The organism is Micromonospora parastrephiae (genome assembly GCF_016802865.1).
Taxonomy (GTDB): Bacteria; Actinomycetota; Actinomycetes; order Mycobacteriales; family Micromonosporaceae; genus Micromonospora; species Micromonospora parastrephiae.
The window spans coordinates 1-23,601 of sequence record NZ_JAEVHM010000088.1 but is presented as its reverse complement, the minus strand read 5'-3'; the positions used below and the strand labels follow the sequence as shown (position 1 = coordinate 23,601).

Sequence of the window (23,601 nt, the reverse complement as noted above, 5' to 3'; positions counted from 1 at the left end):
GAGGGCCAGCCGGCGGCGGGCCAGCAGCGGCCCGAGCTGCGGCCGGGCGCGGCGGCGGGTGCGGGGTCATCGGTCCTCCCGGCGGTGCGTCGGTGCGGTGACGACCCACCCGCCCGACCGGACGGGACCGGAGCGTCACCACGCGGCTGCTGACCCCCGCGCGAGACCCCGGGCCGCCCCCGCCGCCCCTTCCGCGCCTCCCAGTACTACCCCGGGGGTACGACGCCTTTCCGCCCGCCGGACCGCCCCGCGCGGCGTCGTCGTCCCCCGGCGTGGGAAGCACCTGGGTCGCGGTGGCGTCGCCCGCTAGAGTCGGTTCGTGGCGCTCGGTCTTCCCTCGGTACTCCCCAACCCGCAGCCGGCGATCGGGGAGCTCATCCGTGACCGCCAGCCGACCTTCTCGTTCGAGTTCTTCCCACCCAAGACCGAGGCGGGGGAGCGGCTGCTCTGGCAGGCGATCCGCGAGCTGGAGTCGCTGCGCCCGTCGTTCGTGTCGATCACCTACGGCGCGGGCGGTTCGACCCGGGACACCACGGTGGCGGTGACCGAGCGGATCGCCACCGACACCACCCTGCTGCCGATGGCCCACCTGACCGCGGTCAACCACTCCGTCGCCGAGCTGCGGCACGTGATCGGGCGGCTCGCCGGGGTGGGGGTGCGCAACGTCCTCGCGGTGCGCGGCGACCCGCCGGGCAACCCGGGCGGCGAGTGGGTCCGCCACCCCGAAGGCGTGGACTACGCCGAGGACCTGGTCCGCCTGGTCCGCGACTCCGGTGACTTCAGCGTGGGCGTCGCGGCCTTCCCGTACAAGCACCCCCGCTCGCCCGACGTGGCCAGCGACACCGCGCACTTCGTCCGCAAGTGCCGTGCCGGCGCCGAGTTCGCGATCACGCAGATGTTCTTCGAGGCCGACGACTACCTGCGCCTGCGCGACCGGGTGGCCGCCGCCGGCTGTGCCACCCCGATCCTGGCCGGGGTGATGCCGGTGACCCAGATCGGCACCATCGAACGGTCGGTGCAGTTGTCCGGTGCGCCCTTCCCTCCGGCGCTGGCCGCTCGCTTCGAGCGCGTCGCCGACGACCCGGAGGCGGTCCGTCAGCTCGGCGTCGAGCAGGCCAGCGAGATGAGCCGCCGGTTGCTGGACGAGGGCGTGCCGGGAATCCACTTCATCACCCTCAACCGGTCCACCGCCACCCGCGAGGTCTGGCAGAACCTGAAGGCCGGCGCGCGGGTGTGAACGCGCGGCCCGCGACACCTGATGCCCGGCACGACGGTTGATCCGTGGTGGGCACACAGCTGAACTGGGACCAGTACGCCACGGCGTGGGCACGCTTGCACGGCGGGTTCGACCCCCGGACCGCCGCGCCGGTGGTACGCGCGTGGCTGCGGTTCGCGTACCACGTCGGGTATGTGCTGGGCCGGCTGCGGGTCGGCCCCACCGCGGTCACCGTGGTCGGGGTGCTGCTCTGCTTCTGCGTACCGCTGCTGGCGACCCGGCCCGACGACGGGCCGTTCCTCGGCGCGCTGTTCGTGCTGCTCGCCGCCGTGGCCGACAGCGTGGACGGTGCGGTGGCGGTCGCCACCGGCCGCACCACGCGGCTCGGCTACGTCTACGACTCGCTCGCCGACCGGCTCGGTGAGGTGGCGTGGCTGTTGGCGTTCTGGCTGGTCGGCGCCCCGGGCGCGCTGGTCGTCGCGGGCGGCGCGCTGTCCTGGCTGCACGAGTACGTGCGTGCCCGCGCGGTCTCGGCCGGTATGCGCGAGATCGGCGCGGTGACCGTGGGCGAGCGTCCCACCCGGGTCTCGGTCGCGCTGGTCGGACTGCTGGTCGCCGGGCTGACCGGGCTGATCGAGCCGGATCTGGCCGCCGGCACCATCACCATGGCCACCGCCGTGTGGGTGCTGCTGGCCGCCTTCGGGCTGGGGCAGCTGCTGTCCACCGTCCGCCGCGCGCTGCTCGACGCCGGCTGAGCGGCCCAGCCGGCCGGGCCTACCAGGCGGGGCCGATCGCGTCGGCGACGATCTGCGCGGAGAGGGTCACCATCGGCAGCCCGCCGCCGGGGTGGCTGGAGCCGCCCACCAGCCACAGCCCGTGCGCCGGGCCCCGGTTGGCCGGGCGGAGCAGACCGCCGGCGGTGCCGTAGATCGAGCCGCCCGGCGCCCCGGTCGCCGCGTCCAGGTCGGCCGGGGTGCGCACCTCGCGGAACAACAACCGGTCGCGTACGTCGACGCCGCGTTGGGCCAGCACCTCCAGGATCCGGTCGGCGTACGCGTCGGCGAGCCCGGGGCGGCGCCAGTCGACCGCGCCCGCGGCGGTGCCCTGCCGCGCGGCGTTGACCAGCACGAACCACGCCTCGTGCCCGGCCGGTCGGACCATCGGATCGTCGGCCACGGTGACGAACACCGTCGGGTCGGCGGCCGGCCGGGCCCGTACGCCCCGCCCGGGGTCGCCGAAGACGGCGTCGAACTCCGCGTCGTAGTCGCGCGGGAAGAAGACGTTGTGGTGGGCCAGTCCGGTGCTGCCGGAGACGCCGAGCAGCAGCACGAAGCCGGCGAGGCTGCGGTCGGTCAGCGTGGCCAGCCGGCGCGGATGCGGCAGCAGGTCGCGGTAGACGGTGAGCGCGTCCACGTTGGCCACCACCACGTCGGCGGGCACCGGCGCGGTGACGCCGGCGAGGCGTACCCCGTGCACCCGGCCGCCCGCGGCGTCGATCCGGGTCACCGTGGCGCCGGTCCGCACGACCACGCCGAGGTCCAGGCAGCGGGTCAGCAGCGCGTCGGCGAGCGTGCCCAGCCCACCGCGCAGGTACCAGCCACCGAAGGTCAGCTCGGCGTAGGGGACCGCGACAAGCGCCGCCGGTGCCCGGCGCGGGTCGGCGCCGGTGTAGGTGGCGTACCGGTCCAGCAGCATCCGCAGCCGAGGGTCGGACAGGTGCCGACGGCCAGCCCGCGCAGGGTGCGGCCCGGGGCGATGGCGGCCAGGTCACCGACCCGCCAGGCCAGCGAGGCGAGATCGCGGGGCGAGTCGACGGCACGGCGCAGGATGTCCCGCGAGGACGCCTGCCACACCCGCGCGGCCCGACGCCACAGCCGCTGCCAGTCGGCCGCCGCCCGGTCACCGAGGGCGGCCCCGATCCGGCCGGCGAACTCCACCGGGTCGGCGCACGAGTCGAGTGTCGGGCCGCCGCCGGGGAAGACGTGCCGGACGATCGGGTCGAGCGGGACCAGGTCCAGGTATTCGTCGAGCTTCGCCCCGGTCGCCTCGAACAGGTCGTGGAAGACCTCGGGCATCGTGAGCAGGCTCGGCCCGGTGTCGAAGTGGAACGACCCGGCCGGGGTGTCGTGCGCGTACCGGCCGAGTTTGCCGCCGACCGTGTCGGCCCGCTCGAGGACCGTCACCTGGTGCCCGGTGGCGGCCAGCCGGGCGGCGGTGGCGAGGCCACCCACCCCGGCGCCGACGACCACGATCCGCGCCATGCCGTGCCCTCCTAGCTGACCGGGCGGCCCCGCCAGGTCAGGCGGCGTCGCTTTCGCAGATGGTACGACCGCAGGGTCAACCAACCGAGGACCACGACCGACACGGGGTGTGCGAGCGCGTCGGGCCACCACCGGCCCCCGGTCGCCCGCGCGGTGAGCACCCGTCCGACCACCCCGAGCAGGTACGCGGCGAACGCCACCATCGACACCCGGGGCGCCCTCGCGGCGAGCCCCGCCAGCGCGACCAGCGGCGGGGCGGTGTAGAGCAGCAGCAACGCCGCCACCACGGCCGCCGCCGCGCCCGGATGCCCGAACGACGCCCAGAGCGACTTCGAGTACCCGTCGCGCAGCTGCGGCCAGTCGTCGTACATCCGGCAGCTGGCCAGCCGGGAACCGTCGGCCAGGGCGATCCGCCGACCGGCCCGCTTGACCGCCCGGGCCAGCTCGACGTCCTCCAGGATCTTGTCGGCGACCGCCGCGTGCCCGCCGGCGGCGGTGTAGCCGGCCCGGTCCACCACCAGGAACTGCCCGCCCGCCGCGGCCAGCGACGGCCGCGGCGAGCGTTCCATCGCGCGCAGCGGCAGGAAGGTCAGCCAGAGCCACTGCAGCAGCGGCTGGACCAGCCGGTCGGCCGCCGTCGCCACCACGATCCGGGGGTACGGCGACAGCAGGGTCGCGCGGGCGGCGCGCAGCTCGGTGACGGCCGCCGCCACGGCGTGCGGGGCGAGCACCACGTCGGCGTCGACGAAGACCAGCGCGGTGGCCGTCGGGTCGGCCCGGGTGGCCAACTGCCAGCAGGCGTGCGGCTTGCCCAGCCAGCCCGGCGGCGGGGCGACCCCGCTGAGCAGGGTGACCCGCGGGTCGTCGCCGACCACCGCGCGGACCACGTCGGCGGTGCCGTCGGTGGACCCGTCGTCGAGGACGACGACGCGCAGCCCGGGCACGCCGCGCTGGGCGAGCAGGGCGCGCAGGCATCCGGTGACCCGGGCGGCCTCGTCGCGCAGCGGCAGCAGCACGGCCACCGGCTCGTCGACCTCGTCGGGTCGGTCGGTGGGCCGGCGCAGCCAGCGGGCGGCGTTGAGCCAGGTGTGCCCGGTCAACGCGGCGACGGCGAGCAGCAGGGCGAGCAGGACGGTCATCGGATCGCGTCGACGCCGGTGCGGTGCGGCTCGTGGTCCTCCCGGTCCGTGTCGCGGCCCCGGCGGGCGCGCAGCAGGGTCACCGCCAGCGGTACGGCGGTCACCGACATGCCGGCGGCGCCCCACAGCGCCGAGGCGGGCAGGTCGAGGAAGACCGCGTGGGCCAGGATGCTGGAGAAGTACGTCCACAGGTAGAGCGCGACCATCGGGTGGTCCCGCCGACCGGTGCGCTCGGCGGACGGGCCGGCCAGCGGGCGCAGCGCGCTCATCAGCAGCACGGCGAAGAGCAGCCAGCCCAGGTAGTTGCTGACCGGGACGCCGGGCAGGCCGGGCAGCGCCGGGGTGGCGTCGCGCCAGACCCAGTAGCCCTCGGCGACCATCTGCGGGTCGAGGAAGAGGTCCCAGGCGGCCAGTCCCACCGTGGCCAGCGCGATCCTTCCCGCCCACCGACCGGCCGTCGGGCCGTTGCCGCCGGTCAGCCGGACCGCCGCCAGCCAGGCCGGCCAGGCCATCCAGGTCCAGGCCAGCGGGATGATCAGCGGTACCCCGGCGAGCTTCGGACCGAGCTCCCCGGAGTAGTCGTAGCTGCCGAACGGCACACCGGTGGCCACCCCGACCGCCTCGATCGCGAACCCGCCGCCGGTGGCCACCGCGACCAGCGCCGCCGCGACCCGGGGACCCCTGCTGAGCAGCGCGTGGCCCACCGATAGCAGCCAACCGAGCACGACGGTGGCCACGGTCAGCCCGGCCCGGGTGGCGCCGGTGGTCAGCGGGTAGCAGATCTGGGCGAACACCAGGACGGCCAGCAGCGCCCAGGAGATCCGCCGGGTCATGACACGGGAGGCTCGAGTGGCAGGTCCCGGCCGAGTACGCCGAACGGCCGCTCGTCGCCGGGGAAGTGGAAGTCGCGCAGCACGTCGACGAAGCCGAACCGCCGGTACAGCCGCCAGGCCCGCGAGGTCTGCTCCACGGCCTCCGGGGTGGACAGCAGCGTCGTGTCGCCCTCGGCCATGCCGAGCAGCGCCCGCAGCTGGCCGGCGCCCAGGCCGTGCCCCTGCGCCGGCGGTCGGACGTGCAGCTCGACCACCTCGAAGCAGTGGGTGAGCCAACGCTTGCGGGTCGGTGCGTCCAACGCCCGGTACACCTGGTCGTGCCACCACTGGCCGGCGGCGCCCAGGTAGCCGTAGCCGAAGCCGGCGAGGTGACCCTCGCTGGTCAGGCTCGCCACGGCCCGGAAGCCGGGCCGGCGGACGTGGGTGGCGATGTAGCCGCGCCGGGCCTCCAGCAGGTCGGTGCGGTATCCCATCGCCTCGCCGTAGACGGCCACCACGTCGTCCAGCCGCCGGACCAGATCGTCCGGCGTCCAGCGCACCAACCTCATGCCCGTCCACCCTTCACCGTTCCCGGGTCGCCGTCGGCGACCCATCCGAGCACCGTCCGGTCGCCGACCACGTCGCGTACCTCGAACCGGGCGAACAGCTCCTCGGCGTACCAGCCCGCGGTGGGTGTACGCATGATCGCCGCCCGGTGCTCCGGGTGACGGTACGCGAACGTCACCAGGTCCGTCGGGTCGCGCCACACGCTCACCGTGCCCTGCCACCCCAGCGGCGCCTCGCCGACGCCGAACCGGGCCAGCAGTCCGGGTGCCTCGCGCAGAGCGGCGGCCACCGGCGGGACCGCCCGCCAGAAGGTGGCCGCCCGGCGGGCCCGCAGTCGAGCCCGGGTCAGCGCCAGCACCGGCCCGGTGACCCGTCCTCCCGGTGGGTCGCCGAACGGCCGCTGACCGGACCACTCGCCCCGGCTGCTCAGTGGACGCAGGTCCACCCGGACGGAGGCGCGGGCGATCCGCGCCCAGGCACGTCCGACCGGCGAGTCGTCGAAGCCGGCCGCCGCGGCGGGGGAGTCCCAGACGGTCAGTGCCGCCCAACGGGTGAGGTCGGCGTCACCCGGCCCGAAGCCGGTGCCGGTCCCGGTGCCCAGCAGCTTGCCGAACCGGACGCCCGGCAGGGCGCGCAGCCGGCGCGGGTCCACCGCCATCCGGGTCAGCGCCCGGGGCAACGCGCCGCGGGGGATCCGCCACACGTGCAGGGTGACCGGCGGCGATGCGCTCACGCCACCTCGGCCGGGGTGCCGGCGGTGACCCGCAGCAGCTCGGTGTAGGTGGTCGGGAAGACCGCCTGCGGTACGCCGCCCGCGGCCCAGATCTCCGGGTACGCCGCCAGGGCCGTGTCCACCAGGGTCCGCAGTGCTCGCGGGTGCCCGAGCGGGGCGACCCCGCCGATCGGCTGCCCGGTGTGTGTCCGGACGAAATCCGGGGTGGCCCGGCGCAGCCGGGTGACCCCGATCGACGCGGCCAGGCCGGCGGTGTCCACCCGGTGCGCGCCGGAGGTGAGTACGAGCAGGGGGGCGTCGTCCGCGTCGAAGATCAGCGAGTTGGCGATCTGGCCGACCTCGACGCCGAGCGCCTCGGCGGCGGCCGCCGCGGTGTGCACCGCGTCCGGCAGCAGGCGGACGGTGCTGGGCTCACCGGCGCCGTCGAGCGTGCCGGCGGCGGTGAGCGCGTCCTGCACCGCCCGTACGTTCGGGTGTGGCTGCATGGGGACATTCTTCCCGGTCCGTCGGTGCCGGTTCACTCCGGTGCGCCCGGACGGCGAGCCTCGGCGCGTCACACGTTGCATTTTCGTCGGAGGGGAGGTGTACTGTCAGCAGCAGTTAGAACGAGTGTTCGATTGCCTCGAACGCCCGTTCCAACCAGCCGGAGCGAGGTGTTTCGCGGCGCCAGCTCCGGGCGGTGCGGCTCCGCGGGCCGCACCTGGGTTTCCGGGCAGTCGCGAGCCCGGTCCCATCAGGCAGGAGCGTCGCCCGCCGCCCACGACCCCCGGGCGGCGGGCGACGAACCCGCCGGTACGCCGGCCGGGTGTGGTGTGGGGAAGCATCCACACCCGGCCGGCCACACTCGGTGCGTCTTCCTCCGCACCACTCGACTCGGCGTCTCATCGGCGGCTCCACCGCGCCGAGGCGACGCCCGGCCACGTGGAGGAGACAGTCCATGCCGACCAACCCGGCTCAGGCACCGACGGTGCCGGCGCACGTGCTGCCGCACCGCACCCCCGCCCAGCTCCTCACGTTGGCCCGGCGTGGGCTGGTCGAGGCTGGCCAGACCCGGCCCGACGGCCTGCGCTACGCGGCCGCCCACCTGGCGGCGCTGCGCGCGGCTGCCGCCCTGCTCGCCGCCCGGGCCCGGCCCGCACCGAGCCGCCGCAACCGGATCACCAGCGTCTGGGTCCTGCTCTGCGCCGTCGCCCCCGAGCTCGACGAGTGGGCCCGGTTCTTCGCCGCCGGGGCCAGCAAACGGGCCGCCGCCGAGGCCGGCATCCCCCGGGTGGTCAGCGCCCGGGAGGCCGACGACCTGCTCCGCGCTGCCGAGCAGTTCGTCACGGTGGTGGAGACCGCGCTCGGCGTGGCCCACCAACCCACCCTGGACGGCCTCGCCGCATGATCCCGCCGTGCTGCCGGTCGCCCGGCGGAGAGCCGGGCGGCCGGCGGTACAGCGTGCCGGTCCTGATCTGATCCACAGCAACGACGGGGGGTTGGTCCGATGGCGGGCCGCATGGTGGTGGGCTCCGCCGCACTGGCCGATCTGGTACGCCCGGCGAGCGCACCCGATCCGGTCGGCGGCCACCGGGTGCTGCCGGTGACGCCCGAGCTGACCGGCCTGCTGCCCAACCGGGGTCTACGCCGGGGCAGCACCATCGCGGTCACCACCGGTCAACCCCGGCGCAGCGGCGGCACCTCGCTGGTGCTGGCCCTGCTCGCCGAGGCGTCCCGGGCCGGCTCGTGGTGTGCCGTGGTGGGGGTGCCGACCTTCGGTGCGGGGGCGGCCGCCGAGCTGGGCATCGCCCTGGATCGGCTGGCCCTGGTGCCGAATCCCGGCCCCGAGTGGGCCACCGTGGTCGCCGCACTGATCGACGGGGTGGATGTCGTGGTCACCGCCGTGCCGGCCACGGTCTCCGCCTCGGTCGCCACCCGGCTGGCCGCCCGGGCCCGGCAGCGCGGCAGCGTGCTCGTCCCGTACGGCCGGTGGGACGGCGCGGACGTGACGCTGCAGGTGGTCCGTGGGGTCTGGGAAGGGCTCGGGCAGGGCCGGGGGCGGTTGCGCCGCCGGGAGGTCACCGTCTCGGCGCGCGGGCGCGGGGCGGCCGCCCGACCCAAGGAGATCAAGGTCTGGCTCCCGGGCGACGAACTCACCCGGGTGATCCCCCGGACGGTGCGTTCGACCGTGGGTCGACCGACCGTGCCGCTCGCCCTGGTCGGGCGGGGATGACCGGCTCACCGGCACGGACCCTGTTGCTGTGGTGCCCGGACTGGCCGGTGCTCGCCGCCGAGATCGTCGAGGGGGTGCCGGCCACCGGCCCGGTCGCCGTGCTGCACGCCAACCGGGTGGTCGCCTGCTCCGAGCGGGCCCGCGCCGAGGGGGTACGTCGAGGGCTGCGCAAGCGGGAGGCGCAGGGCCGCTGCCCACAGTTGACCGTCGTGGAGTACGACCCTGGCCGGGACGCCCGGGCGTTCGAGCCGGTGGTCGCCGCGGTGGAGGAGCTGGTCGCCGGTGTCGAGGTGGTCCGCCCGGGGGCCTGCGCGGTGGCGGCCCGGGGCCCGAGCCGGTACCTCGGTGGTGAGGAGGCGGCCGCCGAACGGATCATCGAGCACGTCGCCCAGTCGTGCCTGGTGGAGAGCCAGGTCGGCATCGCCGACGGGGTGTTCGCCGCGGGGCTGGCCGCCCGTGCCGGTCGGGTGGTGGCGCCGGGCGGGACGCCGGAGTTCCTGGCCGGGCTGCCGGTCGAGGCGCTCGGCCGCTCGGCGCTGGCCGACCTGCTGCGCCGGCTGGGAGTACGAACCCTCGGCGACTTCGCCGCGCTGCCGGCCGGCGACGTGCTGGCCCGGTTCGGGTTCGACGGCGCGCTGGCCCACCGGCTCGCCGCCGGGCGCGACCACCGCCCGCTCGCCGTCCGACAGCCACCGGCCGACCTGACGGTGACCGCCGAGTACGACGAGCCGATCGACCGGGTCGACGCGGCGGCGTTCGCCGCCCGCGCGCTGGCCGAACAACTGCACGACCGGCTGGCCGGGCACGGGCTGGCCTGCACCCGGCTCGGCATCGAGGCGGTCACCGCGCACGGTCAGGAGCTGCACCGGGTGTGGCGGCACGACGGCCTGCTCACCGCCGCCGCCATCGCCGACCGGGTGCGCTGGCAGCTCGACGGCTGGCTTTCCGGCAGCAACGGTCGCGCCGGCGCCCGAACGGCCCGGCCGACGGCCGGCATCCTCCGGTTGCGGCTGGTCCCGGACGGGGTGATCGCCCAGGCCGGTCTGCAGACGGGCCTCTGGGGGGAGACCGGCGAGGAGCGGGAGCGGGCGCACCGGGCGTTGAGCCGGGTGCAGGGCATCCTCGGTCCGGAGGCGGTGGTCACGGCGGTGCTCGGTGGTGGACGTTCCCCGGCCGACCAGGTGCGACTCGTGCCGTGGGGCGACGAACGCCTTCCCGCCCGCCCCGACGCTCCGCCGTGGCCCGGTCGGCTCCTGGCGCCCGCGCCGGCGGTGGTGCTGCCCAGTCCGCTCGCGGCGACGGTGCACGACGCCGCCGGCGAGCCGGTGGTGATCAGCGCTCGGTTGGCGGTGAGCGCTCCGCCTGCCCGGCTGGTGGTCGGTGCCGGCCAGCCGGCGGAGATCGTGGGTTGGGCCGGGCCGTGGCCGGTGGACGAGCGCTGGTGGGTGCCGGTTGAGGCCCGCCGCCGGGCCCGGTTCCAGGTCAGCCTCGCCGACGGCACCGCCCTGCTGGTCGCCGTGGAGGCAGGGCAGTGGCTGGTGGAGGCGATCTATGACTGAGTTGGTCCGCTCCGCGCCGGAGGCGGATGTTCCGGTGAGCGATATGCCTGTCAGGCATATTTATGACTCTCAGGTATACCGCTCACCGGCCCTCCCGCCGGCGGCGCCGGCCGTCGGTATCCGGCCACCCGTGGAGGCGGCCCGATGAGCTTTCACAACCCGAAGATGCCCTGGTCGGACCTGGAGCGGGTGCTCTCCGGGCGGGCCGGTGGTGGGTCGGGTGGCGGGCGGCCGCGCGAGGAGCGGCACCTGCACGTGGTGGACCCGCTCGCCGTGGACGCCGACGGGGGAGACTCCCCGGCCTGGAGTCGCCGACGCGAGCAGTACCAACAGCCGGAGCTGACCCGCCCCGACGGGGTGGTGCCCTACGCGGAGCTGCACGCGCACACCAACTTCAGCTTCCTCGACGGCGCCAGCCATCCCGAGGAGTTGGCCGAGGAGGCGGCCCGGCTGGGGCTCACCGCGCTCGCCGTCACCGACCACGACGGTTTCTACGGAGTGGTCCGTTTCGCCGAGGCGGCCCGCACGCTTGACCTGCCGACCATCTTCGGCGCGGAGCTGTCCCTCGGGCTGCCCGGCCCGCAGAACGGCGAACCCGACCCGCACGGCGCGCACCTGCTGGTGCTCGCGCACGGCCACGAGGGGTACGCCCGGCTGGCCACCACCATCGCCCGCGCCCAACTGCGCGGCGGGGAGAAGGGCCGTCCGGTCTACGGCGACCTGGAGGAGGTCGCCGCCGAGCTGCGCGACCACGTGCTGGTGCTGACCGGCTGCCGCAAGGGGCACGTGCCGGGTGCGCTGCTCACCGAGGGCGTGGACGCGGCGGCCCGCGAACTGGACCGGCTGACCGCGCTCTTCGGCGCGGAGACGGTGGCGGTGGAGCTGACCGACCACGGGCATCCCGTCGACGCCGACCGCAACGACGCTCTCGCCGAACTGGCCGCATCGGCCGGGCTGCCGACGGTGGCCAGCAACAACGTGCACTACGCCAGCCCCGGCCGACGTCGGCTGGCCACCACGGTCGCCGCGGTCCGGGCCCGGCGCAGCCTGGACGAGATCGACGGCTGGTTACCCGCGGCGGCCACCGCCCACCTGCGCAGCGGCGCGGAGATGGCGGCCCGGTTCGCCGCGTACCCGGGTGCGGTGGCCCGCGCCGCCGAGTTCGGCGCCGAGCTGGCCTTCGACCTCCAGCTCGTCGCGCCGCAACTGCCGGCGTACCCGGTGCCGCCGGGGCACACCGAGATGAGCTGGCTGCGCAAGCTGACCGCCGACGGGGCACGGGAGCGCTACGGCCCGCCGCAGGCGCATCCGACGGCGTACGCGCAGCTCGACCACGAACTGAACATGATCGAGGAGCTGGGTTTCCCCGGCTACTTCCTGGTGGTCTACGACATCGTCACGTTCTGCCGGGAGCAGGACATCTACTGCCAGGGCCGGGGTTCGGCGGCCAACTCGGCGGTCTGCTACGCGCTGCGGATCACCAATGTGGACGCCGTCCGGCACCGGCTGCTCTTCGAGCGCTTCCTCGCCCCGGAGCGGGACGGCCCACCGGACATCGACGTGGACATCGAGTCCGACCGCCGGGAGGAGGTGATCCAGCACGTCTACACCCGCTACGGCCGGGAGCATGCCGCCCAGGTCGCCAACGTCATCTCCTACCGACCCCGGTCGGCGGTACGGGATGTGGCCAAGGCGTTCGGCTTCTCACCCGGGCAGCAGGACGCCTGGAGCAAGCAGATCGACCGGTGGGGTTCGGTCGCCACCGTCGACGTCGAGGACATTCCGGAGCAGGTGGTGGAGTACGCCAACGAGTTGCAGACGTTCCCCCGGCACCTGGGCATCCACTCCGGCGGCATGGTGATCTGCGACCGGCCGGTGATCGAGGTCTGTCCGGTGGAGTGGGGGCGGATGCCCGGGCGCAGCGTCCTGCAGTGGGACAAGGACGACTGCGCCGCGGTCGGTCTGGTCAAGTTCGACCTGCTCGGCCTGGGCATGCTCTCCGCGCTGCACTACGGCTACGACATGATCGGGTCGCGGCTCGACCTCGGTGACATGACGCTGGACGACCCGGAGGTCTACGACATGCTCTGCCGGGCCGACTCGGTGGGGGTGTTCCAGGTGGAGAGCCGCGCCCAGATGGCCACCCTGCCCCGGCTCAAGCCCCGCGAGTTCTACGACCTGGTGGTCGAGGTGGCGCTGATCCGCCCCGGCCCGATCCAGGGCGGCTCGGTGCACCCGTTCATCCGGCGTAAGAACGGCCAGGAGCCGGTGACCTTCGCGCATCCGCTGATGCGCAACGCGCTGGAGAAGACCCTGGGCGTGCCGCTGTTCCAGGAGCAGTTGATGCAGCTCGCCATCGACCTGGCCGGCTTCGACGCGGCCGAGGCCGACCAGCTGCGCCGGGCGATGGGCGCCAAACGTTCGGTCGAGCGGATGACCCGCATCGCCGACCGGCTGTACGCGGGGATGGCCGAGCGGGGCATCACCGGTGAGCTGGCCGACGACGTCTATCGCAAGCTCACCGCGTTCGCCAGCTACGGCTTCCCGGAGAGCCACGCGATGAGCTTCGCGTACCTGGTCTACGCCAGCTCCTGGCTCAAGCGCTACCACCCGGCGCCGTTCCTGGCCGCGCTGCTCAACGCCCAGCCGATGGGCTTCTACTCTCCGCAGACCCTGGTCGACGACGCCCGCCGGCACGGGGTGGAGGTCCGTCGTCCGGACATCAACGCCAGCGGCGCGAAGGCGGTGCTGGAGTCCACCCCGGACACCCGGTGGGGCAGCGGGCCGGGGGAGCCGCCGCACGCCTGGGGGTTGGGTGGGCCGGCCGTCCGGCTCGGGCTGTCCAGCGTGCGTACCCTCGGCGCCGAGGTGGCCGAGCGGATCGAGGCCGAACGGGCGGCCGGCGGGCCGTACCGTGACATGCCGGACCTGGCCCGACGGGTCGGTCTCAGCGCCGCGCAGCTGGAGGCGCTGGCCACCGCGGATGCCTTCGCCTGTTTCGGGCTGACCCGGCGGGAGGCGCTCTGGGCCGCCGGCGCGGCGGCCCAGGACCGGCCGGGCCGGCTGCCCGGCACGGTGAGCGGAGCGGCGGCGCCCACGCTGCCCGGGATGGAGGCGGTGGACCGGCTGGTCGCCGACGTGTGGGCCACCGGTTTGTCCCCGGAGAGCCATCCGGCCCGGTTCATCCGGGGGCAGCTCGACGTGCTCGGCGCGGTGCCGATCGCCCGGCTCGGCCGGGTGGAGCCCGGGCAGCGGATCCGGGTCGGCGGCATCGTCACCCACCGGCAGCGCCCGGCGACCGCAGGTGGGGTCACCTTCCTCAACCTGGAGGACGAGACCGGAATGCTCAACGTCACCTGTTCGCCGGGGCTGTGGCAGCGCTACCGGCGGGTGGCCCGCAGCAGCGCCGCGCTGGTGGTCCGGGGGCGGCTGGAGCGGCACGAGGGGGTGACCAATCTGGTCGCCGACCGGCTGGACGCGCGCGGCGGTTGACCGCCGCGTAGGCCGCGCCGGTTCTGCCGTCGGCGGATCTGCCGGCGGCAGAATCGCTGGGCCAGCCACGGCCGTCGCACGCACGCTGGTGGGGCCGGTCCACCGGGCGGTCCCGCCGCCCGCCGGCACGGCGAAAGGCGGCGACACATGATCGGGTACGGCGCACAGATGCTGGACGGTGGGCAGCCGTCCTTCGGCGATCAGGTGTTCGAGCGGCTGCTGCGGGAGCGGATCATCTTCCTCGGCACCGAGGTGACCGAGGAGTCGGCCAACCAGATCTGCGCGCAGATCCTGCTGCTCGCGGCGGAGGACGCCGACCGGGACATCTACCTCTACATCAACTCGCCGGGCGGCTCGGTGAGCGCCGGGATGGCCGTCTACGACACGATGCGCTACGTCCGCAACGACGTGGCCACGCTGGCGGTCGGGTTCGCGGGCTCGATGGGGCAGTTCCTGCTCTGCGCGGGCGCGGCCGGCAAGCGGTACGCGCTGCCGCACTCGCGGATCATGATGCACCAGCCGTCCGGCGGGATCGGCGGCACCGCCTCGGACATCACCATCCAGGCCGAGAACATGCTGCACGTCAAGCGGACCATGCAGGAACTGATTGCCCAACACAGTGGACGGACGCTCGACGAGATCCAACGCGACTGGGACCGCGACCGCTGGTTCACGGCCGAGCAGGCCCGGGAGTACGGGCTCATCGACCAGGTGCTCGCCCGGGCCGAACAGCTACCGGGGCTCTGACCCGCGCCGTCTGCCGGACGCGGCCCCCTCGATCCGCGTCCGGCCAGGCACGGGAGGCCGGAGCGATGCCGGCCCTCGATGCGTCGGAGCCTATTCCCATCGGCGGGAAGGCGGCGTGCAGCGTGTTTCCGCGGATTCTCGTTACGGGCACAGGCGCGTGCCGGACAGCCTCCGGCGGTCAAAATAAGTGGCGGCCGCCCGTTAGGGTCACGTCCATGCGTCGACTGATCCCTGTCCTTTCGATCGCCCTCGCCGCTCTCGTAGCCGGCTGTGGCACCAACTCCGGCGACCCGGCCGCGACCGCACCGACCCCCACACCGACCAAGCTCGACCCGGTCGCCACCATCCAGCAGGCCATGGAGCGCAGCCTCTCCGGCACGCTCACGATGGACGCCTCGGTCAAGGCCGGCCCCAACGCGATCACCATGACCGGCAAGATCGACCCCGTCGCCAAGGCGCTCGAGGTCACCGGCAAGATGCCCGAGCCGGTCGAGGCCCGACTGATCGCCGACACCGCCTACCTCAAGATGGACTCGCTCGGCGGCGACAAGCCGTGGACGAAGCTCGACCTCACCAAGCTCAAGCCGGGCAGCTCCCTGCGCCAGTCCTTCGACCTGAAGTCGCAGACCGGCATCGTCGGCGGCATCGTGTCCGCCGAGGAGACCGGCGGCGGCCGCTACACCGGCACCGCCGACCTGGACAAGGCGGCCGCGGCCGCCGGCACCGACGGCGGGATGCGCGAGGGCATCGAGTCGTCCGCGAAGCTCGCGAAGGACCCGAAGGCCATCCCGTTCGAGGCCACGGTCGACGCCGACGGCCGCCTCACCGCGCTCTCCTACACCATTGCCACGAAGACCCTCGGTGACCTCGTCAGCGACATCCGGATGAGCGGCTTCGGCGAGCCGGTCAGCGTCACCGCCCCGCCGGCCAAGGACATCGAGGCGGCCCCGGAGGAGATGTACAAGTACTTCTGACGTACGAGCTGCCGCTCGCCACGTCGCCAAGATCCGCGCAGTTTCGGGGAAAGTGCTGCCTCTCGGCATACTGAGGCGGCATCTTCCCTGAAGTTGCGCGGATCCTGGCTTCCCTGACTCGACCGCGCCGGTCAGGGACGGCCGTTGATGCTGGCCCGCGCGCTCGGGGCCAGCGGGTTGGTCGCGGTCAGATCGCGGGGCAGCAGGTCGAAGCCCTGCCAGTGCACGCGCATCGGGCTCTGGTCCTCGTCGCGTGGCAGGTGGTGGAAGCCGATCCGAACCCAGAGCACCGGCTCGGTGAGCGTCTCGCCGTTCACGTAGTCCACCACGGACCGGGCCGCGCACTCCGGGTCCAGGTTGAACGAGGCGAACTTCTCGCACGCGCGGGCCTCGGTGACGGTCAGGTCGGGCGCCATTTCGGGCCGGCTCTCGTAGTCGTCGTTCGCGCCGGTCACGAGTTGGTAGGAGCGCGGGTGCCCGTCGTCGTTCGGCGCGGCGTCGCTGACCACCCGCCACCACCGGCGGTTCGCGCCGGTCAGCGCCCGTTCGGCGGGGATGGCGGTGCGGGTGGTGGCGAGGATCGCCGAGCGGCGGCCCTGCTGCCCGGTGGGCGCGGTGTCGAACTGCTCGATCCGTTCACTGCCCAGGCCGGGATCGACCCGCCAGACCGCGTTGTGGTGGTGCGCGGCGGCGTGGTCGGTGGCACCCGGGCCGATCGGCCGGCCGTACCGCTCGGAGGTGTAGTCGGACGGGGACAGGTCGCCGGTCGCGCCGAGCCGGGCGGTGAACCGGCCATCGTCGCCGAAACGGTATTCGGTGACGTACTCGTACCAGCCGACCTTCGACACGGTCCGCAGCACCAGGTCGACGCCCTGGCGGGAGTAGAGGTTACCGCCGTCGGCGACACGCTGGGCCGGGCCGGTGGGCTCGCGACGACGCAAAGGACCTTGCCGCCGTCGTACCCGGCGCGCCGCGACCCGCCGGGGCACTCGCGCTCGGGCAGCCGCTGCATCGCGTCGCCGCCGAAGCCGAACGAGGTGATGTCGTTCCACTCGGTGGTCCCGGTGTCGTACGGCACGTTGAGCTGGCCGAGCGTCACCGAATCCAGCACGGTGGTGACCGCGCCGCCGCGGAAGCTCAACCGGACGTCCTCCAGCACCAGGCCGGTCTGCGGGTCGACGTGCCAGCACATCTGCCAGCGGGTGCCGCCGGGCAGCGTCTCACGGACGGTGGCCGCCGGGCCGCAGGCCGACGTGGCGGGCTCCTCGGCGTGGCCGGCGCTGGCACCGGCCAGCCCGGAGGCCAGGGCCAGGGACAGGGCGACGGACAGGGCGAGGGCCAGGGTGCGCTTGGTCATCGCGGGCTCCTCAGGGCAGGCGGACGACAGTGCCGGCGGACAGGTCGACGACGAGGTCGGTGAGATCCACGTAGGGCTCGCCCGGCCGGTGCAGGAGCAGCAGCACGCAGCGGTGCACCGCGCACGGCTCGCCGGTGTAGGTCTGCGCGCCCGGCTGAAGCTCGGCGGCCGTGGCCGGCGCGACGCCGGTGGCCTGCCGGAACCGCTCGCGCATCAGGTCGCCGAGGTCGTGCCGCCAGAGCAGGTCCACGGCCGTCGCCACCTCCCGCGGTGTGGCCGGCGGCTGCATGCCGGTGGCGGCGAAGGTGCCGGTGACCCGACCGGCGGTGAGGTCGACGGCGACCTTGACCAGCTTGTCGGCGCGGTAGTCGTAGGCGAGCACTTCGGCTCGGCGCGCAATTCCGTCGCCGTCCGCGCGGCGGACGGTCAGCAGCTCCGGCCCGGCCGCTCCGGTAACATCGATGGGTCCGCCCGCGCCGGCGACCGTCAGCCCGGCCAACGCCAGCTCGCGGGCCCGGGTGGTCTCGGCCGGGGTGAGCGGATCCCGCCCGCTGCCGGTGGCCGGCACCGGCACCTCGGGCGGGTCGGTGATCCGCTGGACGGCGGGCGCGGCGCCGGGATCCTCCGCGCCGGCCGACGACCCGAGCGTCCAGCCCAATGTCCACATCGCGACCACCGCGGCGACCATGGCCGCGGCTGCTCTCTTCTGCATGTGCCGGTCCCCCATGGGTGTGCCGGGCCGGCCGGTGGTGACCGCCGGCCCGGATCGAGCGGTGCTACTTGTTGCGTGAGCGCAGGAACAGGATCACGACGATGGCGACCGCGACGAGGACGAAGAAGCCGATCAGCACAGGTGTGGAAACCGGCGTCTTCGGTCCGCCGACCACGGCGAGGTTTTCCAGCATGTCCATCTCCGTCCGATGAGGAGGGTGCGGGTCAGAACGTCTCTGTTCCCGAAATGCCGAGCGAACAACCCGCTCCGGTGCTGCCCGGGCTGACCGAGGCGCTGTACTCGTCCTCGCCGGTCTCCGCGGACTCCTCGACGTTGGCGTTGAACGGCCCGGCGCTGCACTGCCCGTACCCGTTGACGCCCTCCTCGACGGTGCCACCACCGATCTCGCTGTTGAAGCCACCACCGGCGCCGACACCGACGGTGCCGGTGATGCCCTGGTTGCCCTGGTCGTCGATCTCGTAGTTGAGACCGGCGCAGATGACGTAGCAGACCTCGAAGCCGATGCTGGCCACCACCAGGCCCGTCGGGTCGGTGTTGTTGATCGGATCGGCGCCGGCGTACGCGTACCGGTTGCCCACGGTCGGGTCGCCGATCGTGTTGAGGCTGTCCTGCTGGGTGAACCGACCAATCTCCGGGTCGTACCACCGCTTGCCGAACTTGATCAGGCCGGTGCTGGCGTGCCTGAGCCCGCCGGCGTAGCCGATCGCGAACGAGTTCACCACCGGCTGGTTGGCCGTGGTGTTGGTGGTGCGGCCGAACGGGTCGTAGGTCCAGTGGCCGGCGTAGGTGCCGTTCTGGTTGGTCAACCCGACCACCGAGCCGTTGCCGTCCAGCGTCGGGAAGTAGTGCACCCACTTGCCGGTCTTCTTCTCGTGGACCCGGACGCCGATCAGCGCGCCGGTGCCGTCCCGCTCCAGGAAGTGGGTGTCATCGTCGACGGCCTGGTAGTCCTCCAGCGCGGTGCCGCCCTGCGTGCCGCGGCCCCAGGCGAAGTACATCTGGTCGCCCTCGTCCACCCAGGCCGAGTCCAGCTCGGACTGGTCACCGGTCAGGTAGTCGAAGTAGGCGTCCTTGTTGTCGCTGGTCTTGTTGCCGGTCGTCTGCCCGGCCGCGTTGTACTCGGCGCCGCGCGTGGCCGAGCCGGTGAGCTGGTTGCCCGCGCCGTCGTACGTGTACCCACTGGTGGTGATCTGGTTGCCGGAGTTGAACGTCAGCCGCTGCGTCTCGGTGCCGTTGACCTTGACGGTGGTGCGGTTGCCGTTCGCGTCGTAGGTGTAGTCGAACGACCCGGGCGCCAGGTTGGTGGCCTTGGTCAGCCGGTTCGCCTTGTCGTACGTGTAGACCTGCACGGCGCCGCCGCGGTGGTGCTCGATCTGCCACTGGCGCAGCGCGGTGTCCTGCAACGGATCGGTGGTGTTGCACGCGCTGGTGCCCACCCGCTTGCTGTAGCAGTACGACACGTCGTACGCGACGAACTCCTGGTCGGCGTTGTTCACCCGCTCCCAACGCTTGGTCGTGGTCCGGGTGACGCGGCCGGACTTGTCGTAGGTCAGCGTGGTGCGCGCGGTGGTGGTCGGCCCGGCATCCTCGACGCTGAGCTTCGTGTCGGTGCGCCGGCCCTCCTTGTCGTACTCGAAGGTGTAGGTCGCGCCGTCGACCTCCATCTTCGTGAGCAGGTTGCGCTTGTCGTACGAGTAGACGGTGTCGCCCCGGTAGTCGCCGTGCAGCTTGGTGAGGTTGCCGGCCGGGTCGTACGTGTACTGGGTCAGGTAGTAGTCCGGCCCGCGCTGGACGAGCCGGTTGAGCCGGTCGAAGACGAACTTCTCGCTCTTGCCGTTGGTGCGCTCGATCAGGTTGCCGGAGCCGTCGTACTCGTACTCCACCGACTGCGTGCTGTCGGAGTAGGAGGTGCGCACCAGGCGGTCGTCGGTGTCGTACTCGTTGGTGGTGGTCCGCCCGGCGCCGTCGGTGGCGGTGCGCACCCGGCCGAACGCGTCGTAGGTGAACTCCCGCTTGACCAGGCTGTTGCCGGTCGGCGGGGTGATCGTGATGAGCTGCTTGTCGCTGTTGTACGCGTAGTTCGTGGGGTTGCCGGTGTTCGCCGGGTCGGTGGCGGTCTTCACCGTGCCGTCACTGTTGTAGTCGACCTTGGCCTCGGCCGCCTCGGCGTTCTTGGCCGACATCTTGTTGCCGGCGCCGTTGTACGTGTACGCGCTCTGGTTCTTCTGCGCGTCCCCGCCGCCCGAGGGCTGATAGCCGGCCGTCGGGTTGGACGGCGTGGCCGCGTTGTTGTACGCCGCCGTGCTCGACGCGCCGGTCGGCGTCGTGGTCGAGGTCAGCGACTGGCCGTTGTTGGCGTCGTACTTGTTGCCGACGCTCTGCCCCATCGCGTCGGTCGAGGTCGCCACGTCGTGGTACGGGGTGTAGGAGCGGCTGCGCTCGTTGCCGTCCGGGTCGACCGCCTTGGTGATCCGCTTGTCGGAGTCGGCGGTGTAGGTGGTGTGCGCGACGTCCGACACCCGCTTGGTGATGTCGGTGTTCGGGTCGGCCACCTGGACCTCGCTGGACGACGTGTACGCCCACCGGGTGATCGCGAGCCGGCCGTCCGGGTTGTCCACCGACTCGTTCTCCAGCACGCGGACGACCGCGGCGACGCGGTGCAGGCTGTCGTACTCGATCCGGGTCTCGGTGCCCGGCTCGGAGGCCAGCCCGGTGGTGATCTGCTTGATCCGCTGCGACGCGTCGTAGGTGAACTTCACCGCGTGCCCGGAGGTGGGCATGATCTGCGTCAGGTTGCCCGCGCTGTTGTACGAGTAGATGACCTGGCGTGCGTTGGAGGCGTCCACCGCCTGCTGGAGGCGCTGGATCCGGCCGTTCTTGTACGTCACCACGGCGGTGCGCGCCCCGGTGGCGCCCCGGTCGGTGACCACCTTGGTCAGCTCACCCGCGCTGTTGTACTGGTAGTCGATGACGTTGTCGTTGCGGTCCTCGACCTTGTCGAGCTGCCCGGACGAGGTGAAGTACAGGTCGCGCCCGCCGTTGTTCTCGGTGAACTTCCAGCCCGAGCCGTCCTGCTTCAGCGTGCCCTTGAACTCCTTGGGCGTGTCGTAGCCGCCGGTGATCGGCGTGAAGGTGCCGACGAGCCCGTCCGCGCCCGCGTACGTCACCGAGTTGTCGTCGTTCTTGATGAGCTTGATGTCCGGGCCGGTGCGTGCCCGCCAGCCGCGCCCGTACGCGCCGTTCTCGATCTCGCTGCCAACCAGCAGGCTGTTGAACGCCGCGCCCAGCACCACGTTGCTGCTGATGCCCGGCAGCACCAGGTCGGTGGTGCGCAGCAGCAGGTTGCCGGAGCCGGCGTGGACCTGGAGCACCACCCGGTCGGACAGGTCGAAGGTGGTGAACGTCGCGTTGGTGCCGGCGCCCGTCCCCTTGGGCACCGACACCGGACCGGCGACCATCGCGAGCGTCCCCTTGCTGGGGCCGAGCGCGAGACGGCCGGAGCCGGGTGAGCCGGGCTGCACCGGAGCGGCCTTGGGGGCCTTCTCCGGCGCGGCGAGCGCCGGTCCGGTCACCGGCATGAGAACGGTCGCGGCGGAAACCGCCGCGACCGTGAGCACTCTGAAAACACGCACTGCCGAACCTCCCCGTAGTCATGGCAAAGCACGGGAAGGCTCCCATCGAGTTACTTGGATGATCTGCCCCGTCGCGTCGATTCCGCAGCATCCTCCAGTGAGGACACGTGTCGTTAGGCAAGTAACGGATCTAGTGGTATGGCATCACCCACAGTGACCGCATCAGCGTGGCCGGATGGACTCCGGCACCCCGTGGGCAGGCGCTTTTCCGTGTCCGGCGTAACCGACAGTGAACCGCCGTCTGCGCTATGAGTGGATCGGGTCGAGGGATCAGACTCGGCCCGTCCGGCCGTCGGGATGCACACTCATACCCTCGCTGGCGCTACCAAACTCCCGCCCAAAAACCGGCTTGGCTGATCTTCGAGGTGCCCCCCGGCAGGATTCGAACCTGCGACACACGGTTTAGCAACGAACTCGCAAGACAATGCCTACCAGGGGGCAAGCAAAACCGCAGGTCACAGGTTATTCATGTAGAGGCATGAAGTAGCGCGTAAGAGCCTCGAAGACGCCTCCCGTGAGGCCATGGCCTCACCGAGGATGACCGTCGCAACTTACGCGCCGGTCCGGGCGAGCCCAAGAGCCGGTCAACCAACAACCCGGGATGCGAACGACACCCAGAGGGCCGACGGTCGGCGGCAGGCAGATCCGTGACATCGGTGTCGGCTCGTGAAGCAGTTTCATCAGGCGTGAGTTGGGGTCCGCTTCCTTTGACGTGTGCGCTTAGCGAAGACGAAGAGGCGCTCATCGAACCGTGATCACGATCCTCGGCTGGAGTAGGAGCGGGCGAGCTCGTCCTCGACGAAGGCGGGCTTGGCCAGCGCGAACGCCGGGATGGCCGCCACGAGGGCGACGGCGAGCAGAAACAGCAGCGGCAGGGTCCATCCGCCGCTCACGTCGTGCAGCAGCCCGACGAGCAGAGGACCGAGCGCGCCGAGCGCGTACGCGATCCCCTGCGCGAAGCCGCTGAGCGCGACGGTGCCGCCCTGGGTTCGGGTGCGTAGGTTGATGAGTACGAGGCTGATGGGAAACAGGATCGAGCCCGAGCCGATGAGCAGCACCCAGAGCAGTGTGAGTGTCGCGGGCGCGAGCAGCAGGCCGAGGTAGCCGAGCACGAAGCTGGCGGTACCGGCGGCGATCAGCTGGCTGACAGCGCGCAGCCGCGCGACGAGCAGGGGTGCGATGAGCGCGATAGGGGCGCTGATGATGCCGGTGACGGCGAGCAGCACACCGGCTTCGGTCGGCGTCGAACCAGCGATGTCGCCGAGGATCTCGGGCAGCCACGCGAAACACGCGTAGGTAAGGATTGTGCTGGTCGAGAACACGACGGTGATCGACAGGGCCACGCGTGACCGCCACAGTCGCGTGACGAGGGTGGTGGGCGGGGACTCGACTGCCTCGGCGTCCGAGAGTCGTCGGCCGCGCTCCCGCGTGATGATGACGAGCCACGGAACGAGCGCGACTACCGAGGTCGCCGCCCATATGCCGAGCGAGAACCGCCATCCGACCTGCTCGGCGACCGGGGCGGCGACCGCGGCGGGCAGGGCCGTGCTCACGCCCAGGATGCATACGTAGATGGCGGTCAGCAGCGTTATCCGGTCGGGGAAGTAGCGCCGCACGATCGGCGGCAGCAGCACATTGCCGATGCCCGTGCCGGCGAGCGCGACGACACTGCCGACGAGCAGCACCGCGTAGCCCGGGGCGGCTGCGCGCACGAGATGGCCGAGGGTCATGAGCAGCAGCGCCAGCACGATGCCGCCGTCGAGGCCGATGCCGCGGGCGACGCGCGGCGCGACGAACCCCGATACCGCCAGCAGGATCGGTGGCAACGTGCCGAGCAGCCCGACGCCGATGTTCGATATCGGGATGTCCACCCGGATGTCGCCGAGGATCGGCGACATCACCGCAACCGTCTGGCGCAGGGTGAGCGCGACAAGCACGATGCCCAGCAGCGCGGCCACGCGTCCCGCCCACGAGGTAAGGGGTTTAACCGCAGACATCCCCTTACCATAGTGCTCCAGGCGGGATCGTGATCATCACGGTTCGATGATTCTCAGCGCTCGCGGCAGGTGGTTTCAAGCGGTTGTTGCAACTAGGTGTTTGTTGAGTACCTCGGCTGGATTGTGCCAGTCGAGGGTTTGGCGTGGTCGTCCGTTGAGTTCTCGGGCGA

The 23,601-nt window shown here is 72.7% G+C and carries 18 protein-coding genes, 1 tRNA gene and 1 pseudogene; 8 read left to right on the top strand and 12 right to left on the bottom strand.

The window, feature by feature from the left end; genetic code table 11:
• Positions 1-319 precede the first annotated feature (319 nt).
• Together metF and JNW91_RS18200 are read left to right on the top strand one after the other, a co-directional pair.
• Entirely contained in the window at positions 320-1,237 is a 918-nt protein-coding gene (gene metF, locus JNW91_RS18205) for a methylenetetrahydrofolate reductase [NAD(P)H] (protein WP_203176762.1), read from the top strand.
• 44 nt (positions 1,238-1,281) lie between these two features.
• Positions 1,282-1,971 (top strand): CDP-alcohol phosphatidyltransferase family protein, encoded by a 690-nt coding sequence (locus JNW91_RS18200; protein ID WP_203176761.1) that lies wholly within the window; start codon positions 1,282-1,284, stop codon positions 1,969-1,971.
• 19 nt (positions 1,972-1,990) lie between these two features.
• Here the strand turns inward: JNW91_RS18200 and JNW91_RS18195 are convergent.
• The 6 genes and pseudogenes from JNW91_RS18195 to JNW91_RS18170 form a co-directional block, all read right to left on the bottom strand.
• Positions 1,991-3,477: pseudogene (locus JNW91_RS18195) on the bottom strand (phytoene desaturase family protein).
• 11 nt (positions 3,478-3,488) lie between these two features.
• Entirely contained in the window at positions 3,489-4,616 is a 1,128-nt protein-coding gene (locus JNW91_RS18190; RefSeq protein ID WP_203176760.1) for a glycosyltransferase, read from the bottom strand.
• Positions 4,613-5,449 carry a carotenoid biosynthesis protein gene (locus JNW91_RS18185; RefSeq protein ID WP_203176759.1) on the bottom strand — a complete coding sequence of 279 codons (837 nt, stop codon included), beginning with the start codon at positions 5,447-5,449 and terminating at the stop codon, positions 4,613-4,615. The genes JNW91_RS18190 and JNW91_RS18185 overlap by 4 nt, the downstream gene beginning before the upstream one ends.
• A complete protein-coding gene (locus tag JNW91_RS18180) occupies positions 5,446-5,997 on the bottom strand; it encodes a GNAT family N-acetyltransferase (protein ID WP_203176758.1) in 552 nt (183 codons plus the stop codon). The genes JNW91_RS18185 and JNW91_RS18180 overlap by 4 nt, the downstream gene beginning before the upstream one ends.
• Positions 5,994-6,728: a monooxygenase gene (locus JNW91_RS18175; protein ID WP_203176757.1), complete on the bottom strand. Its 735-nt coding sequence runs from the start codon at positions 6,726-6,728 to the stop codon at positions 5,994-5,996. Before JNW91_RS18175 ends, JNW91_RS18180 begins: the two co-directional genes overlap by 4 nt.
• Positions 6,725-7,213 (bottom strand): YbaK/EbsC family protein, encoded by a 489-nt coding sequence (locus JNW91_RS18170; protein WP_203176756.1) that lies wholly within the window; start codon positions 7,211-7,213, stop codon positions 6,725-6,727. Before JNW91_RS18170 ends, JNW91_RS18175 begins: the two co-directional genes overlap by 4 nt.
• A 452-nt stretch (positions 7,214-7,665) precedes the next feature.
• Between JNW91_RS18170 and JNW91_RS18165 the strand changes: the two genes are divergently transcribed.
• From JNW91_RS18165 to JNW91_RS18140, 6 genes are all read left to right on the top strand, one after another.
• Positions 7,666-8,115 carry an SAV_6107 family HEPN domain-containing protein gene (locus tag JNW91_RS18165; protein ID WP_203176755.1) on the top strand — a complete coding sequence of 150 codons (450 nt, stop codon included), beginning with the start codon at positions 7,666-7,668 and terminating at the stop codon, positions 8,113-8,115.
• 99 nt (positions 8,116-8,214) lie between these two features.
• Complete coding sequence (locus JNW91_RS18160) at positions 8,215-8,940, top strand: hypothetical protein (protein ID WP_203176754.1); 726 nt, start codon at positions 8,215-8,217, stop codon at positions 8,938-8,940.
• Positions 8,937-10,499, top strand: coding sequence for a DNA polymerase Y family protein (locus tag JNW91_RS18155; protein WP_203176753.1), 1,563 nt, complete (start codon positions 8,937-8,939; stop codon positions 10,497-10,499). The genes JNW91_RS18160 and JNW91_RS18155 overlap by 4 nt, the downstream gene beginning before the upstream one ends.
• A gap of 144 nt (positions 10,500-10,643) precedes the next feature.
• Positions 10,644-13,991, top strand: a complete 3,348-nt coding sequence (locus JNW91_RS18150) for an error-prone DNA polymerase (protein WP_203176752.1) — start codon at positions 10,644-10,646, stop codon at positions 13,989-13,991.
• A 147-nt stretch (positions 13,992-14,138) separates the two neighbouring features.
• Positions 14,139-14,738, top strand: a complete 600-nt coding sequence (locus JNW91_RS18145; RefSeq protein ID WP_203176751.1) for an ATP-dependent Clp protease proteolytic subunit — start codon at positions 14,139-14,141, stop codon at positions 14,736-14,738.
• Between the two features lie 215 nt (positions 14,739-14,953).
• On the top strand, positions 14,954-15,712 hold the full coding sequence (locus tag JNW91_RS18140) for a hypothetical protein (RefSeq protein ID WP_203176750.1): 759 nt from the start codon (positions 14,954-14,956) through the stop codon (positions 15,710-15,712).
• Between the two features lie 131 nt (positions 15,713-15,843).
• On the opposite strand, the gene JNW91_RS18135 is transcribed toward JNW91_RS18140, so the two are convergent.
• From JNW91_RS18135 to JNW91_RS18115, 6 genes are all read right to left on the bottom strand, one after another.
• Entirely contained in the window at positions 15,844-16,653 is an 810-nt protein-coding gene (locus JNW91_RS18135; RefSeq protein ID WP_238425228.1) for a copper amine oxidase, read from the bottom strand.
• Positions 16,654-17,079: 426 nt separating this feature from the next.
• Positions 17,080-17,781 carry a hypothetical protein gene (locus tag JNW91_RS18130; protein ID WP_203176749.1) on the bottom strand — a complete coding sequence of 234 codons (702 nt, stop codon included), beginning with the start codon at positions 17,779-17,781 and terminating at the stop codon, positions 17,080-17,082.
• Between the two features lie 64 nt (positions 17,782-17,845).
• Positions 17,846-17,974 (bottom strand): hypothetical protein, encoded by a 129-nt coding sequence (locus tag JNW91_RS33170; RefSeq protein ID WP_255545182.1) that lies wholly within the window; start codon positions 17,972-17,974, stop codon positions 17,846-17,848.
• A 31-nt stretch (positions 17,975-18,005) separates the two neighbouring features.
• Positions 18,006-21,434 (bottom strand): RHS repeat-associated core domain-containing protein, encoded by a 3,429-nt coding sequence (locus JNW91_RS33630; RefSeq protein WP_203176748.1) that lies wholly within the window; start codon positions 21,432-21,434, stop codon positions 18,006-18,008.
• A gap of 366 nt (positions 21,435-21,800) precedes the next feature.
• A tRNA-OTHER gene (locus JNW91_RS18120) sits at positions 21,801-21,874 on the bottom strand.
• Positions 21,875-22,189: 315 nt separating this feature from the next.
• Complete coding sequence (locus JNW91_RS18115; RefSeq protein ID WP_309244409.1) at positions 22,190-23,392, bottom strand: MFS transporter; 1,203 nt, start codon at positions 23,390-23,392, stop codon at positions 22,190-22,192.
• Between the last annotated feature and the right edge of the window lie 209 nt (positions 23,393-23,601).